At 63.6% G+C, this 14,073-nt stretch carries 12 protein-coding genes; 5 read left to right on the forward strand and 7 right to left on the reverse strand.

Annotated features, from left to right (window positions below; all coding sequences use genetic code 11):
• Positions 1–10: 10 nt before the first annotated feature.
• Entirely contained in the window at positions 11–298 is a 288-nt protein-coding gene (locus ABIB66_RS04385) for an acyl carrier protein (protein ID WP_007592476.1), read from the reverse strand.
• A 212-nt stretch (positions 299–510) separates the two neighbouring features.
• Positions 511–852 carry a hypothetical protein gene (locus ABIB66_RS04390; protein WP_354204287.1) on the reverse strand — a complete coding sequence of 114 codons (342 nt, stop codon included), beginning with the start codon at positions 850–852 and terminating at the stop codon, positions 511–513.
• Positions 853–1,120: 268 nt separating this feature from the next.
• Here ABIB66_RS04390 and ABIB66_RS04395 point away from each other — a divergent pair, with 268 nt between their 5' ends.
• Both ABIB66_RS04395 and ABIB66_RS04400 read left to right on the forward strand, forming a co-directional pair.
• Complete coding sequence (locus ABIB66_RS04395) at positions 1,121–1,744, forward strand: ParB-like protein (protein ID WP_354204285.1); 624 nt, start codon at positions 1,121–1,123, stop codon at positions 1,742–1,744.
• Positions 1,745–2,189: 445 nt separating this feature from the next.
• Positions 2,190–2,429, forward strand: a complete 240-nt coding sequence (locus tag ABIB66_RS04400) for a hypothetical protein (RefSeq protein WP_275167416.1) — start codon at positions 2,190–2,192, stop codon at positions 2,427–2,429.
• 9 nt (positions 2,430–2,438) lie between these two features.
• On the opposite strand, the gene ABIB66_RS04405 is transcribed toward ABIB66_RS04400, so the two are convergent.
• The 3 genes from ABIB66_RS04405 to ABIB66_RS04415 form a co-directional block, all read right to left on the reverse strand.
• Positions 2,439–3,380: a hypothetical protein gene (locus ABIB66_RS04405; RefSeq protein ID WP_354254185.1), complete on the reverse strand. Its 942-nt coding sequence runs from the start codon at positions 3,378–3,380 to the stop codon at positions 2,439–2,441.
• 193 nt (positions 3,381–3,573) lie between these two features.
• Positions 3,574–4,152 (reverse strand): peroxidase-related enzyme, encoded by a 579-nt coding sequence (locus ABIB66_RS04410; protein WP_354204279.1) that lies wholly within the window; start codon positions 4,150–4,152, stop codon positions 3,574–3,576.
• A gap of 103 nt (positions 4,153–4,255) precedes the next feature.
• Positions 4,256–5,995 (reverse strand): ATP-binding protein, encoded by a 1,740-nt coding sequence (locus ABIB66_RS04415; RefSeq protein ID WP_354254187.1) that lies wholly within the window; start codon positions 5,993–5,995, stop codon positions 4,256–4,258.
• Between the two features lie 439 nt (positions 5,996–6,434).
• On the opposite strand from ABIB66_RS04415, the gene ABIB66_RS04420 reads away from it, so the two are divergent.
• Entirely contained in the window at positions 6,435–7,397 is a 963-nt protein-coding gene (locus tag ABIB66_RS04420) for a catechol 2,3-dioxygenase (RefSeq protein WP_354204276.1), read from the forward strand.
• A 3-nt stretch (positions 7,398–7,400) separates the two neighbouring features.
• Here the strand turns inward: ABIB66_RS04420 and ABIB66_RS04425 are convergent, their stop codons facing one another.
• Both ABIB66_RS04425 and ABIB66_RS04430 read right to left on the reverse strand, forming a co-directional pair.
• Entirely contained in the window at positions 7,401–10,931 is a 3,531-nt protein-coding gene (locus ABIB66_RS04425; protein WP_354254189.1) for a molybdopterin cofactor-binding domain-containing protein, read from the reverse strand.
• Complete coding sequence (locus ABIB66_RS04430) at positions 10,931–11,413, reverse strand: (2Fe-2S)-binding protein (protein WP_354204272.1); 483 nt, start codon at positions 11,411–11,413, stop codon at positions 10,931–10,933. The genes ABIB66_RS04425 and ABIB66_RS04430 overlap by 1 nt, the downstream gene beginning before the upstream one ends.
• A 283-nt stretch (positions 11,414–11,696) precedes the next feature.
• Between ABIB66_RS04430 and ABIB66_RS04435 the strand changes: the two genes are divergently transcribed.
• Positions 11,697–13,154, forward strand: coding sequence for a 6-hydroxynicotinate reductase (locus tag ABIB66_RS04435; RefSeq protein WP_354204270.1), 1,458 nt, complete (start codon positions 11,697–11,699; stop codon positions 13,152–13,154).
• The gene (locus ABIB66_RS04440; protein ID WP_354204268.1) at positions 13,151–14,047 is read left to right on the forward strand and encodes a UPF0280 family protein; all 897 of its coding nucleotides are present in this window, start codon (positions 13,151–13,153) and stop codon (positions 14,045–14,047) included. The genes ABIB66_RS04435 and ABIB66_RS04440 overlap by 4 nt, the downstream gene beginning before the upstream one ends.
• Positions 14,048–14,073 lie beyond the last annotated feature (26 nt).

Raw genomic sequence — 14,073 nt, forward strand, 5'->3', positions numbered from 1 at the left:
GACCGCGCGCTTAGGCGCTCGCGCCCTTGGCCGCAACCAGTTCGTCGATGCGGGCGCACAGGTTTTTCAGCACGAAATACTGCTCGGTGGTCGCTTTGCCGTCGTTGACCTCCTGGGTCCACTTTTCCAGCGGCAGCTTGATACCGAACTGCTTGTCGATCGCGAACGCGATGTCCAGGAAATCGAGGCTGTCGATGCCGAGGTCATCGATGGCGTGGCTATCCGGCGTGATCGTGTCGCGCGGGATGTCGCAGGTTTCAGCGATGATCGTAGCGACCTGATCGAATGTGGAGGACATCACTAAGCCTTTGATATATTGCAGATATTTGTCAGATTGTCCAGAGTGGAACGGTGGGTGGGCATCGCGCCCCGATGACGCCCTCAACCCCCCTCTGGCCGGGTCGAAAGCCCGTATATCGGAGCGCCGCCCTGAGTTCAATGGAGCCGGACGGGTGTGGGGACTGGACTGGGGACGCCCCGGCTGAGCCGCTCCGGCCTAAGGACCGTCGCCTAGATGTGCGGCGTCGTGATCTTGACGCAGTCGCGGCGGCCCATCAGCACGCAATCCTGAGTCCGGCGCAGGTCGGCGATGCTGACCGCAAGCCAGATCCCGATCGCGGTCAGTGCGATGGTGAAAGCCAGCGCCGCGATGTTGGCGAGCATGCGATGGCGGAAATCGTCCGGTCCAGGGCGGGGCTGCTCGTAGCGCGACAGGTCGAGCGGCTCGGGCGCGACGCGCAATTTCTGCACGGTAGCATTGCCGCGGTAGCCCGTCGGGGAAGGCGAGGTGCGCGGCCTGAACTGGAGCACCCGGTGCTCGTCATCCGAGCTTATGGGCCGCTGGGTTGTCATGGTGCAGGGATCACTCCGAAGCAGCGATTTTTAGATAGCATAGGTGGTGAACGCGTTGCAGAAAATCTTCTCAACGCGCACGTGCATTGCGCGTTCGCACTATCCTGCGGGGCTGCGAACGAATGACCGCGGAACCGTCGTCCCCGACATGCAGAGGGTGCGATGCAAAAACCTCCACCCAGCCGAATGCATTTGCCGGCGCGAGGGCCATGCCATAGTTCAGGGAACCTGATCACGCAGCTGCAACCATGTTAAGGGCCTTGCGACCATGACCAATACGCGCGAACCGAGAGTGCATCCGGTGTCGATCCTGTCGCTGCGGCCGACGCAGATGACGGTCGGGATGCGCGAGGTCAAGGAGAAGCGCAAGCGCTGGCGCGAGCACGACAAGAAGAAGCAGGCCGATCTGCTCGGCAAGCATATGATCCCCGTCGTGCACGGCCCCGACGAGCGCTACTACGTGATCGACCATCATCATCTCGGTCGCGCGCTGCACGACGAGGGCGTTAAGGAGGTGCTGGTTACCATCATCGGCGACCTCAGGATGGTCAAGCGCGAAGCGTTCTGGGGCGTGATGGACAATAAGCGCTGGGTCTATCCCTACGACGCCAAGGGCGAACGGCGGCCGTTCCGCGATTTGCCGAAATCCGTCGTCGATCTCAAGGACGATCCCTTCCGGAGCCTTGCCGGCGAGCTGCGCCGCATGGGCGGCTTCGCCAAGGACACCACGCCGTTCTCCGAATTCCTGTGGGCCGATTATCTGCGCAGAAAGCTGTCGCGCAAGGCTGTGGACGCCAATTTTGACAAGGCGCTCGAGAAGGCGATGTCCTCAGCCAAGAGCAAGGATGCGATCTATCTGCCCGGCTGGTGCGGACCGGCGGAGGATGATTAGGCGCAACGCTCACATCGGTACGGCATGCGGCGCCACAGACCGGATCCGATCACAGTCTCTTGAGCGAAACCATCCCTCTGTCCGCGCGAAGCGGTGCTGAAACAAAGCCGTGTCATCTGTTGGTGTCGTCGAGGTCATACAGGAGGCCGAAATGCGCCGTCTGGTTTTCGCCGGTGCCCTGCTCGTGGTCGCTTCAGCCGGGATCTCGGCATCGTTTGCCGCAGTACACCATGCCAAGACGATTGACATTTTCCGAGCGCTTTGCCCCGGCGCTCGAGTTGATGGCGAAGCGCTAGTCCAGCGCCCAGTGCTGCGCAGCCGCAGGCAGCGCAGTTGCGATGCCGCCACAGCGTGCGAGGGGCGGTCCGAGCCCGCTTGCGTAGCGGCGAAGCGCGCTTGACGTATCGCAAACAGGCTTTGATGCCGGCCGGTAAGGTCCGCCGGCATGACCGCCGAACCAGCCTTGCGCATCCGCGTCGCCGGGTGGCTCCGGATCATGCCGTCTGGAGACATGATGATGAGTCTGATTCTTCGCATTCTGTTTGTGTTTGCCGGAGCCGTCACCGCGCTGTTCGTCGCGCGTGACGCCCTGAACTTCACGATCATCCAAACCTTCGTCGCCATCCTGCTCATGACCGCCGTCGTGGCTCTCGGGAGCCTTTGGAGCCTGCGGCGAAAGGCCTGAGCGAGGCCTTCAACCAGCAGCGTCGCGATCGATTTTGCGCAAGCGGACAAAGGCGGCCCAGGCCCGCGGATAATCCTTGTCCGTGGGATCAATCGCAAGTAGCGCGCGGCATGCTTCCTTGATCTCCTCAGTCGAAGGACGCCTGGCCGGAACCCCGGAGGATTTGGCTTCCTCCCAGCGAGCCTCGATATCTTTCGCGAAAGCCAGGGCCTCGGCGCCCGTCCGCTTCTGCACCAATTTCGCCAGCGGATGGTCCGAGGGGAAGGTCGGCCATGCGGCCGGCGGCTGATCGACACGCCACGTCAATTCATCTGCTTGTCGCCCCTCCACGCCCGAACTTGAATGCTGTGCTACTGGCGCCCGTCCTGCCCCTGCAAACGCTGCCGAACCCGATGAGCCGGCCGATCTCTGCGGGGCCGCCAAACCTGGCGCGACCGCCGCTGTCTGTCCGGCCAGCTGGCCAAGCTGTTGTTCCATCGTTCCGCCGTTGGACTTGGGGATGATTTTTTCGACGGTCTTGATCATCGACAGCGCGCCTGGCGATATCAGCGTGTTCTGGTCGGCAATTTTGTCATCGGCCGCGGCTGGGCAGGGCTTGTAAGCAGAGCGCTGCGACGTCATCCGCCCGTCGTCGTCGATACGGGCAAAATCGATCGCGACGGTGTAAACGAACGCGACCTCGACATACTGCCTCTCTTTATCCATCGCCTTTACGGAGCCGCATACGTATCTTCCCCTGTCTGCATCGATCGTTCGCAGGCCGTTGAAGTGAGCTGAATTCGGCGCAATGAGGACGCGTAAGACGGCAGCCCGCGCCTTGCCATGCTCCGATTCGAACATGCTCCATATCTCGCTCGCGTCGATGAAGTCGGGCTGATAGTTCCATGCGTATCCGGCCGCGAAGAATGCCGTGCCAATACAGGTCGCGATAACAAATGCCCGCACGTTCATGAGAAGCCCCCAACAGGCACGACTCATCAGCGTCTCCGGTGACGGAAACTGCGCAAGTTGTGCCAAAGCGTTTGTGCTAGTTGAGGGTGAGATTCTTAATTAAACGTGTGCGATTGCGAAAACGCAGAGTTCCCGTCAAACGGGAACTCATCCGCTGGACTGCCGGCGATCCTTCCGCAGTCGCGGCGGTCACTCATTTCTTCGGCAGCCGTCCCATCAAATAGAATTCGTCATTCGGCCGCATGCCGGTGAAATTCGCCAGCCGGTTCGATAACGCAAAGAAGGCGGAGATTGCGGCGATATCCCAGATGTCGTCGTCGCTGAAGCCATGCGGCGCGAGCGCGGTGAAATCATCCTCGGAAATCCGCTGCGCATCGGCCGAGACCTTCATCGCGAAGTCGAGCATCGCCTTTTGCCGCGGCGTGATGTCGGCCTTGCGGTAGTTCGTGGCGATCTGGTCGGCGATCAGCGGGTTCTTCGCGCGGATACGCAGGATCGCGCCATGCGCAATCACGCAATATTGGCACTGATTCGCCGCCGAGGTCGCGACCACGATCATCTCGCGTTCGGCTTTGGTGAGGCCGCCGTCCTTCTCCATCAGCGCGTCGTGGTAGGCGAAGAAGGCGCGGAACTCGTCCGGGCGGTGGGCCAGCGTCAAGAACACGTTCGGCACGAAGCCGCTCTTCTCCTGCACGCCGAGGAGACGCGTGCGGATGTCGTCAGGCAGCGCATCGAGGGCGGGAGCGGAGAAGCGTTGCGCGGGCTTTGTCATGGGCATGGATTCCGGCTTGGGGCCGGCAACCATAGTCGATGCCGGCGCTATGCTCAACGTGACGCCAGGCTCGCAATGCCGGAGCTGGAAAACGAGCGTTGCTTTACCGCAGCGGCTTCTTCAGCAGCGAGAAGCGGTCCGGATCCAGCCCCATCGACGGTTGCAGCATCGGGGCTTCGACGTTGGAGAGCGTCTTCGCGGGCGGCGCCGAGAACACCGGATCGTTCGGCACGTCGCGCTGCGAGGTGGCACCGCGCCAGCGCTCGAGCACGGCGCCGACGAAATGCATGTCGTAACCGGAGGTGACGGATGGTACGCTGCTGATGGTGGCTTCGCCGCGCGGCAATTGATGCGGCGGCACCTCCTTGAAGCGCAGCCGCGTCGGCAGCGCGACACCTTCGCCGAATGCCAGCACTTCGCGGGTGCCGAGCGACGGCACGAACGAAAGCAGGTTGGCGGCGGCATCCGACACCGCGGCGCGCAGCAGCGCCTGGTCGCGCTCGTTGGCAAGACGCATCGTGAACAGCGTGTTGCACTGGGAGATGATAGTGGCGTCGAGCTCGGCCGGACGCTGGGTGATGAGGCCGAGATAAACGCCGTATTTGCGGCCTTCCTTGGCGATGCGCGACACCGCCTTGCGGGTCGGCCCGAAGCCCACATTACGATCGGCGGAGGCGTAGCGGTGAGCCTCTTCGCAGACGAACAGCATTGGCGAAACGCCGTCGCTCCACAGGCCGAAGTCGAAGGCCATGCGGCAAAGCACCGAGACGACGGAATCGATGACTTCGGCCGGGAAGCCGGCGAGCTGCATCACGGTCATCGGCTTGCCGTTCGCCGGCAGGCGAAACAGATGACTGATCACCTCGGCCATGGTGTCACCGCCGACGTTGGCGTTGTCGAACATGAAGGCGTAGCGCGGGTCGTTGCGGACCGCCTCGATGCGGGAGATCAGCTTGTGATAGATGATGCGCGAGGAGCGGTTCTCGAGTTTGCCCATGCGCTCATCGATCAGCGACATCAGATCGACCAGGCGATAGGGCACCGGCGTATCGACGGTGTAGCCGATCTGCTTGGGATCGATGCGCTTCAGGCCAATGCGATCGGCGTTCTGGTACTGGGTATAGACGCCCTTGGCGAGCGGAATGACTTCTGCGAGGACGTCGAGCTCCTCGGGCACGCCGGCGCGGCCGCCGAACAGCACGTCGACGATTTCCTCGAAATTGAACAGCCAGAATGGCAGTTTCAAATTGCGCGGATTGAGCACCAGCGCGCGGTCCCCGAAGCAGCGGCCATATTCGTTGTGCACATCGAGCAGGAAGATGCGCAGGTTCGGGCGCGCCTTAAGGATCTCGTTGAGCAACAGCGACACACCGGTCGATTTGCCGACGCCGGTCGATCCCAGCACTGCAAAGTGCTTGGAGAGCATTTCCTCGATGTCGACATAGGCGACGACGGAGCTGTCCTGCTGGAGGAAGCCGACATTGATCTGGTCGGAGCCGGTCGGCGCGTAGATCGTGCGCAGCTCCTGGCTCGTGATCAGATCGACGGAATCGCCGATTGTCGGATAGTTGGTGACGCCGCGCTGGAATTTGGCCTTGCCGGTCGCGTTGAGGATTTCGCCCAGCAGGTCGACCGAGGCGATGGCGATCAAATTGTCGTTGCTCGACAGGTTTTCGCAGGACACCTCGGTGATCATCGCGACGATGACCGAGCTGGCGCAGCGGATACTGACGAACCGGCCGACAGTGGCCCGCACTTCCGAGACCGGCATGCGGCTTTCGGCCAGCAGCCCGACCCGGGCGAGCGATCCGCGAACCGAAATCACGCGTCCAAAAGATGTCACAATGAATGAACCTGGCAAGAGCAACGGGTTGACCCGGACTATGCACGGCCGTCGCTGGACAAACGGTTAAGCGGCAGGGGCCGGCGCTTCGTTAAATCCGCGACAATTCGGGTGCGAGGTTTGTTCCCAATGCATACTTCCTGGCAGAAGCGGCCGGAAAATGCTGCTTTTTCCCGGCCGGCGGGCCCGACGGGGTTTTGAGGAAGATTTTACCATTCGGGCAGTCGGTCCGCCGTTCGGGGACGGGTCGTCATCTTCGACGGGCCGTCATTCGCTAAGAGCGACGACTTTGATTTGTTGACGGGACCTAATCATTTGTACATTGGTGCAAATGAACCGCGGGCCTCGGGGCCGCCCACCGGCGCATGAGCGGATTGCCGCCGGCGCCAGCTCGAGGGATCCGATCCAGCGGATCGCAAGCCACGCCTTGGAGGACATCATGCAGCCCGAACCGATCCTCGATCTCGCTCATCTCGGCCACATGGAGCTGCTGACACCGAAGCCGGACGAGAGCCTGAAATTCTTCGTCGACGTGATGGGCATGACCGTCAGCGGGCAAAAGGGCGAGTCGGTCTATTTGCGCGGCTGGGACGACTATGAGCGCTATTCGCTCAAACTGACGGCGTCGAAGACATCGGGCATGGAGCACATGGCGTTACGCGCGCGCAGCCAGCAGGCGCTGGAGCGCCGAGTCGCGGCGCTGAAAGGGTCCGGGTTCGACATCGGCTGGATCGACGGCGACATGGGGCAGGGGCCGACCTTCCGCTGCCGCGATCCCGATGGACACATCGTCGAGCTCTATTTCGAGACCGAATGGTATCAAGCGCCGCCCGAGCTGAAACCCGCACTGAAGAACCAGGCGCAGCGCTTTCCCGCTCGCGGCGTCAATGTCCGCCGCCTGGACCACCTCAATTGCCTCGCCGTGGACATCAAGGCGAACCGCGAGTTCTTCGAGAATTATCTCGGCTGCCGCCTCACCGAGCAGATCGTGCTGAACGACGGCCGCGAAGCGGCAATGTGGCTGACGATGTCGAACAAGAGCTACGATTTCGCCTATTCGCTCGACCATTCCGGCACGCCCGGCCGCTTCCACCACGTCACCTACGCGCTCGACAGCCGCGAAGAGATTTTGCGCGCCGCCGACATCTTCCTGGAGAACGGCATCCACATCGAGACCGGCCCGCACAAGCACGCTATCCAGCAGACCTTCTTCCTCTACGTCTACGAGCCCGGCGGCAATCGCGTCGAAGTCGCCAATGCCGGCGCGCGCCTCATCCTCGCGCCCGACTGGAAGCCAATCGTGTGGACGGAAGAGGAGCGCAAGAAGGGGCAAGCGTGGGGCCTGAAGACGATCGAGTCGTTCCATACGCACGGCACGCCGCCGGTGGAGCACAAGAAGTAGCGCTCAGTTCGCGGCGGCTCTCACACGCGCAATCGTCTCCTTCACGCCGGTCCATGACGGCCTGTCCGGTGCGAACTGCTTGCGCAAGAAGGTGACCAGTTCCTCGACCTGCGTATCGCTCATACTGTTCTTGAATGCCGGCATGTAGCCGAGATCGCTCGACACCGGCTCGGCGATGCCGTGCAGGATAATCTGCACGAGATTGTCCGATGCGGCGCTGTGCAAATTGCTGTTCAGTGCGAGCGAGGGCCGGCTGCCGAACAGCGGCAGGCCGCCGACCTCATGGCAGACGGCGCAGGCGCCCTGATAGAGCCGCGCGCCTGTGGAGGAAGCAAGCGTGACCAGTGTTGACGCTTCAAGCCTGGTCGCGAGTGCGTCCTGCGTCGGCGTCCCGGTCGCGGTGTCATTGAACGAGTTGAGATAGACGGCCATGGCGCGGATGTCCTGATCGGGCAGGGCTTTGAGGTCCCTGACAACAGGCGCCATCGGCCCGGCGGCGACGCCATGGTATCGCGAGTGGCCGGTGCGCAAATAGACGAAAAGCTCGTCTTCGCTCCATGGGATCGGCGCGTGCGAGAGCGAGGTCAGCGGCGGCGCCTCCCAGCCTTCGGCAAAGCCGCCGGCGAGATAGGCGCCACGCTGCTCGGCGCCGAGTGCGTTGCGCGGCGAATGGCAGGCGCTGCAATGGCCGAGACCCTCGACGAGATAAGCGCCGCGATTCCAGACCTCGGATTTGGCGGGATCGGGCTTGAATTCGCGCGTCTGGTGGAACAGCGCATTCCATCCGGCAAGTAGCGGGCGGAGATTGAACGGGAAGGCGAGCGTATTCGCAGGCTGCGTCGCGCGCACCGCGGGCTGCGCCATCAGATAGGCGTAGAGCGCCTGCATGTCGGCATCGCCGGTCTTCGAAAAGTGCGTATAGGGGAAGGCGGGATAGAGCTGCCGTCCGTCACGATGCAGCCCGTCGCGCATCGCGCGCTCGAACGCGGGATAGGACCAAGCGCCGATTCCGGTCTCGACATCTGGCGTGATGTTGGTCGCGTAGATCATGCCGAACGGCGTCTCCAGGGCGCGGCCGCCGGCGTTGGGCGCTCCGCCGATCGTGGTGTGGCACTCCGCACAATTGCCGAGCGCGGCGAGTTGTTGACCGCGCGCGATCGTCGCTGCGGAATAGACCGATGGGTCGGGCCGCGCGATCGGCGCGATGGCGCGGCCGGGCAAAACAGCCGCACCGATGCCAATCGCCGCGGTGCAGACGGCCGCGATCGTGGCGAAGATGCCGGCGCGTTTGGCGAAGGGGTTTTCCCAGATGCGGGATGGCTGTGGCGTAGCGGGAGCTGGCAGGGCCTGCGGCGTGGCTGGGGCGCCGCCGTGCAGCCCGTTGAGGACACGTTCAGGCGTGAACGGCGGCTCGCGAAAGCGCACGCCGGTGGCATCGAAGATCGCGTTCGCAATCGCTGCCGCACTCGGGACCGAGGCGGATTCGCCGACGCCGAGCGGCGGCTGGTCCGGCCGCGGCAGCAGCAACACGTCGATCTTGGGCACGTCAGGGAAGGGGATGATCGGATAGGCGCCCCATTCCCGCGCCGCGACTGCGCCGCGCTCGAACGAGACCTCCTCCATCAGCGCGCGGCTGGTGGACTGGATGACGTTGCCATGGATCTGGTGGCGCACACCGTCCGGGTTGATCATCAATCCGGAGTCCTGCCCCGCGACGACTCGCGTGACGCTGACCTCGCCGGTCGACTTGTTGACGGCAACGTCGGTGACCCAGGCCGACCACGCCGCGCCATAGCCGGGAAATTTGCTGTGGACGTAGAGCGCATAGGCAAAGCCGCGCCCATGCACGATCTCGCCGTCTTTCTCTTCGCGCATCGGCCGCGGCGTCCAGCCCGCGCGCTCGGCGACCGCATGGACGAGATCGACGGCGCGCTGGTCCTTCAGGTAACGCAGGCGATATTCGATCGGGTCGACGCCGGCCTCGGTCGCGGCTTCGTCGATATAGGATTCATGCGCAAAGGTGTTCGGCAGGGCCGAGACGCCGCGAAACCAGGACGCGCGCACGATCGGCGCCATGTCGTGGGCGACGACGCGCATGTGGTCGTAATCGTAAGGCGGGATCGCGGTGCGGTCGCCCATCTGGAGGACGTCCGGCTTCGGCGATATCCGCCCCGTCAGCAACAGCGCCAACGTCGGCGCGGCATTCGAGGGATAGCGCGTGGCGAGATCGTAAGCAGCGACGTCACCCTCCGCGTTCAGGCCGCCATTGACGTCGATGAGCTGCGCGGCGCCTTTGGGCTCCCAGGCGTGTTCCTGTTCGCGCGTCAGCTGCACGCGCACGGGCCGGCCGACCGCGCGCGAGAGCAACAGCGCGTCCGCGGTGACATCGTCGGCGCAGTTGCGGCCGTAGCAACCGGCCGCCTCCAGCCTGATGACCTCGATTTCGCTCTCGGGGCGCTCGATCAGCAGCGCCAGGTCTGCGCGCAGCACGCGCGGGTTCTGCGTGCCCGACCAGACGCGGATGTTGCTGTCCTGGAAGTCGGCGACCGCGCAGGACGGGCCGATCGAGGCATGCATCTGATATGGCCAGACGTAAGTGCGCGGCATCGGCTTGGCCGCGCCGGCAATGGCAGCATCGACGTCGCCCTTGTCGATCAGCGTGCGCGGCGTCGACGGGTTGGCGCGCAGCGCCGTCTCCACGTCGGTGAGATCGGTCAGATCAGGCGTCGGTCTCCAGCTCACTGCAAGCTGCTCTGCCGCGCGGATCGCGTTCTCCTCGCGCTCCGCGACGACGCCGACGAAATCGCCGATGCGCACGACGGCTATGATGCCGGGAATGTGGTGCACCGAGGATTCATCGATCGAAATCAGGCTGGTGCCGACGAACGGGCCGGCGTCGACGCCGGCATAGGGCGGGCGCACCACGCGGCCGTGAAGCATGCCTGATACACGGATGTCGTGCACGAAGGTCAGCTCGCCCGTGGCCTTGGCCGGCAGGTCGACGCGGGGCATCGATTGGCCGACAATGGCGTAATCGCCGACCTGCTTGACGGCGACATCGTCGGCAAGCTCGAGACGAATCGTCTCTCCGCCGATCAACTCGCCATAGCTGACGCTGCGATTGTCGTGCCCGCGCACAAGGCCGTCTTCGATCCTGAGATCGGCTGCCGGCAGATCGAGGCGCTCGGCCGCACGTGCGATCAGGAAGTATCGCGCCTGGGCGGCGGCTTTGCGCAGGGGAACGGCGGTGATCTGGATGGTCTCGCTCGCGATCGTGGCGCCCTGGTTCGGCACCGTTGCAGTGTCGCCGAGCACCACGACGACGCGGGCAAAGGAGACGTCGAGCTCTTCAGCCACGATCTGGCCAAGCGCCGTGCGGATGCCGGTGCCGAGATCGACATGACCATTGTAGGCTGTGACCGAACCGTCCGCGGTGATGCGGACGAAGGTCTCGGATGAGCTCGCGTCCACGGTGCGGACGACGACGAGCGAGCCGGATTGCAGCTCAGCTCCGTTCGGATGCGGGGAGGCCATCAATCACCGGCCTCGGCGAGCTGGCCAGACGCACGCATCACGGCGCGCAGAATTTCGATATACGTTCCGCAGCGACAGAGATTGTAGCGCAGCGCCGCCAGCGCCTCCTGTTCGGTGGGCCGCGGGTTGATCGCAAGCAGAGCCTTGGTGGTCATGATCATGCCGTTGAGGCAGTAACCGCATTGCGCGGCCTGTTCGTCGATGAAGGCCTGCTGCACCACGTCCGGCTTGTCGCGGGTGCCGAGCCCTTCGAGCGTCACGATGTCGCGGCCGGCGCAGCCACTGATCGGAATCACGCAGGAGCGCGCCGCCGCGCCATCGATCAGGACAGTGCAGGTGCCGCATTCACCGAGGCCGCAACCGTATTTCGGACCGTTGAGCGCGAGATCGTTGCGCAGCACGTAGAGCAGCGGCGTGTCTCGCGCCGCAGTGAGCTCGTGGATTCTGCCGTTCACGGTGATGCGGATCGATGTCTGCGTCATCCTCGTTCCCAAGTCGACTCGTCGAGCGCCGCGGCCAAAGCTTCGCGAAAATTCCAAGCCCGCTCAAAATCTACGTTGCGACGATACCGTTTGTACACAAACGTGCAAGCCGTGCATGCCGCAGTGCAGCGCGAATGCCTTCTTTGTGGACAGGGCGGATAGGCAAATGAGGTTTTATGCGGCAGGCGTATGTTTTGCGCCGCACCGCCGCTTGACAGCCATCGGGAGGGCGCGCAACATCGTTCGTGTACAAATGATAACTGCACTGTCGGCTGGCTTTGACATGGTGACTGAACCTACGAGCGCCGCCATCGACAAGATCCGCTGCGATGCGTGTCCGGTGATGTGCTATATCAAGCCGGGCGCGGCGGGCGCCTGCGACCGCTATGCCAATCACGAGGGCAAGCTCGTCCGCGTCGATCCGCATGTGATCCTGGAGCGCACCGTGTCGCATGGCGGCAAGCTCGTTCCGTTCAGCCGCACCGAAGATTGGGACGGCAAGATCGTCCACGAGCCTTCCACCTTTGTAACGGCGATCGGCGCGGGTACGACCTATCCCGACTACAAGCCGGCGCCGTTCATCGTCTCGGCGGAGGTCGACGGCGTCGATATGGTGACTGTCGTCACTGAGGGCATCTTCTCCTATTGCGGCATCAAGGTGAAGATCGACACCGACCGCTATCTCGGGCCGGAGACCGCGACCGTCCGTGCCCAAGGCGAGGCGGTCGGTCATGTCACCACCAGCGAATACGGTTCGCAGATGCTGTCGCTCGGCGGCGTGCATCATCTGACCGGCGGCTCCAAGAAGGAAGGTCGCGTCACCTGCGACACACTGATGGACCTGGCGAATTGCAAGGCGGTCGAGCTCACCATCGACGGCGGCGCGAGCGTGGTGGTGCAGGCCGGCCAGCCGCCGATCGTCAACGGTATGAAAGAAGAGCGCATGCGCGTCGGCTGCGGCTCGGCGACGATCGGCATGTTCGCCAAGCAATGGCACGGCAAGGTCGACGAGGTCGTCGTGGTCGACGACCATATCACCGGCGTGCTCTCGGAGCACCAGGCCGGCAAGCTGCTCGACATCGCCGACACCGGCATCAAGATGAAAGGGCGGCGCTCGACGCCCGGCCGCTATTTTCAGGTCGCCGATCCCGGCACGGGTTGGGGCGGCACCAATATCTCCGATCCGCTCGCAATCCTCGGACCGTTTGATGCGAAGGAGGCCAAGCCTGGCCTCTCCATGCTGATGGTCTCCACGACGGGCGAACATTCCTCTTATTATGTGCTCGACGAGACCCTGAAGCCGGTCGAGACCGAGATGCCTGATGATTTGAAATTCTCGGTCGAGCGCATTCAGGAGAATTGCGAACCGGCGCTGTGTACGGTGCTGTTCATGGCGGGCGCCGGTGGTTCCTTGCGAGCGGGCGTGACCGACAATCCGGTGCGGCTGACGCGCTCGGTGAAGGACGCGCTGACGCGTGTCACTAGTGGCGGCGCGCCGGTCTATGTCTGGCCGGGCGGCGGCATCACCTACATGGTCGACGTGACGCAGATGCCGGCAGGGGCATTCGGTTACGTGCCGACGCCCGCGCTGGTCGCGCCGATCGAATTCACGATGAAGCTGTCGGACTATGCAGCGCTCGGCGGGCACATGGATTATGTGAAACCGCTCGCCGAAGTTCAGGGCGGCGACGATGTCCGCCAATTGCCCTGGCAGAACCCGATTCCGGGACCTCGGGCATGACAAGGCTTCCGCAAATCGCGTTACTGTCTGACGGCCGGCGGCTGCATTTGCAGGATGGACCGATTGATCTCATCGTCGAGGCGAGGGGTGCCTCCGACGCAGTGCGTGCAGCCTATGAGGCTGCGGCCGGACGGTTCAGCGGGCTTCTCGACGAACTCTGCGCGGAACTGCCGGAACTGCGGACCGCTGTCGAGGAGCGGACCTCGTTGAGAGGCGTTGTGGCGCGTCGCATGCACGCCGCGGCGGCGCCCTATGCCGCTGATGGCTTCATCACGCCGATGGCGGCGGTTGCCGGCGCCGTGGCGGAGGAGATTCTCGGCGCAATGCTGAACGCTGCGGCGCTCGATCGGGCCTATGTCAACAACGGCGGCGACATCGCCCTGCATCTCGGCGAGGGCGAGCATTTTTTGGTGGGCCTGATGGACCGGCCCGATCGCGACGGCGTGATGCGGACAATCAGGGTGGACGCCGATGATCCCGTCCGCGGCATTGCCACCAGTGGACGGCACGGCCGCAGCTTTTCGCTCGGAATTGCCGATGCGGTGACCGTGTTGGCCGGAACGGCATCGCAAGCCGATGCCGCCGCGACGATCATTGCGAACGCTGTCGATCTGCCGGGGCATCCTGCCATTATCCGAAAGCCAGCGAACGAACTTCAGCCCGACAGCGATCTTGGCGGGCGGCTCGTGACCCGTGACGTCAGTGAATTGTCGCATAACGAGATCACCACCGCGCTCGAATCTGGCGCGGAATGTGCACGGCAATTATTCGATCGCGGATTGATCGAGGGTGCCGTGTTGCAGCTTTGTGGTGATATGCTTGTCATCGGGACCAAGGATATTGAACGGCAACGACCGCGCCCGCTTGTACAAGAGAACGCGGTTCATGCCTGAACAGGGAAGCGGCTTGAGGAAACAAT

This window comes from Bradyrhizobium sp. F1.13.3, assembly GCF_040548265.1.
GTDB lineage: Bacteria > Pseudomonadota > Alphaproteobacteria > Rhizobiales > Xanthobacteraceae > Bradyrhizobium.

Bases quoted from the DNA above. Each gene is read 5' to 3' on its own strand.
- ABIB66_RS04405 (WP_354254185.1), bottom strand. From the start codon at position 3,380: ATGAACGTGCGGGCATTTGTTATCGCGACCTGTATTGGCACGGCATTC.
- ABIB66_RS04410 (WP_354204279.1), bottom strand. From the start codon at position 4,152: ATGACAAAGCCCGCGCAACGCTTCTCCGCTCCCGCCCTCGATGCGCTG.
- ABIB66_RS04420 (WP_354204276.1), top strand. From the start codon at position 6,435: ATGCAGCCCGAACCGATCCTCGATCTCGCTCATCTCGGCCACATGGAG.
- ABIB66_RS04385 (WP_007592476.1), bottom strand. From the start codon at position 298: ATGTCCTCCACATTCGATCAGGTCGCTACGATCATCGCTGAAACCTGC.
- ABIB66_RS04435 (WP_354204270.1), top strand. From the start codon at position 11,697: ATGGTGACTGAACCTACGAGCGCCGCCATCGACAAGATCCGCTGCGAT.
- ABIB66_RS04440 (WP_354204268.1), top strand. From the start codon at position 13,151: ATGACAAGGCTTCCGCAAATCGCGTTACTGTCTGACGGCCGGCGGCTG.
- ABIB66_RS04400 (WP_275167416.1), top strand. From the start codon at position 2,190: ATGACCGCCGAACCAGCCTTGCGCATCCGCGTCGCCGGGTGGCTCCGG.
- ABIB66_RS04425 (WP_354254189.1), bottom strand. From the start codon at position 10,931: ATGGCCTCCCCGCATCCGAACGGAGCTGAGCTGCAATCCGGCTCGCTC.
- ABIB66_RS04430 (WP_354204272.1), bottom strand. From the start codon at position 11,413: ATGACGCAGACATCGATCCGCATCACCGTGAACGGCAGAATCCACGAG.
- ABIB66_RS04390 (WP_354204287.1), bottom strand. From the start codon at position 852: ATGACAACCCAGCGGCCCATAAGCTCGGATGACGAGCACCGGGTGCTC.
- ABIB66_RS04395 (WP_354204285.1), top strand. From the start codon at position 1,121: ATGACCAATACGCGCGAACCGAGAGTGCATCCGGTGTCGATCCTGTCG.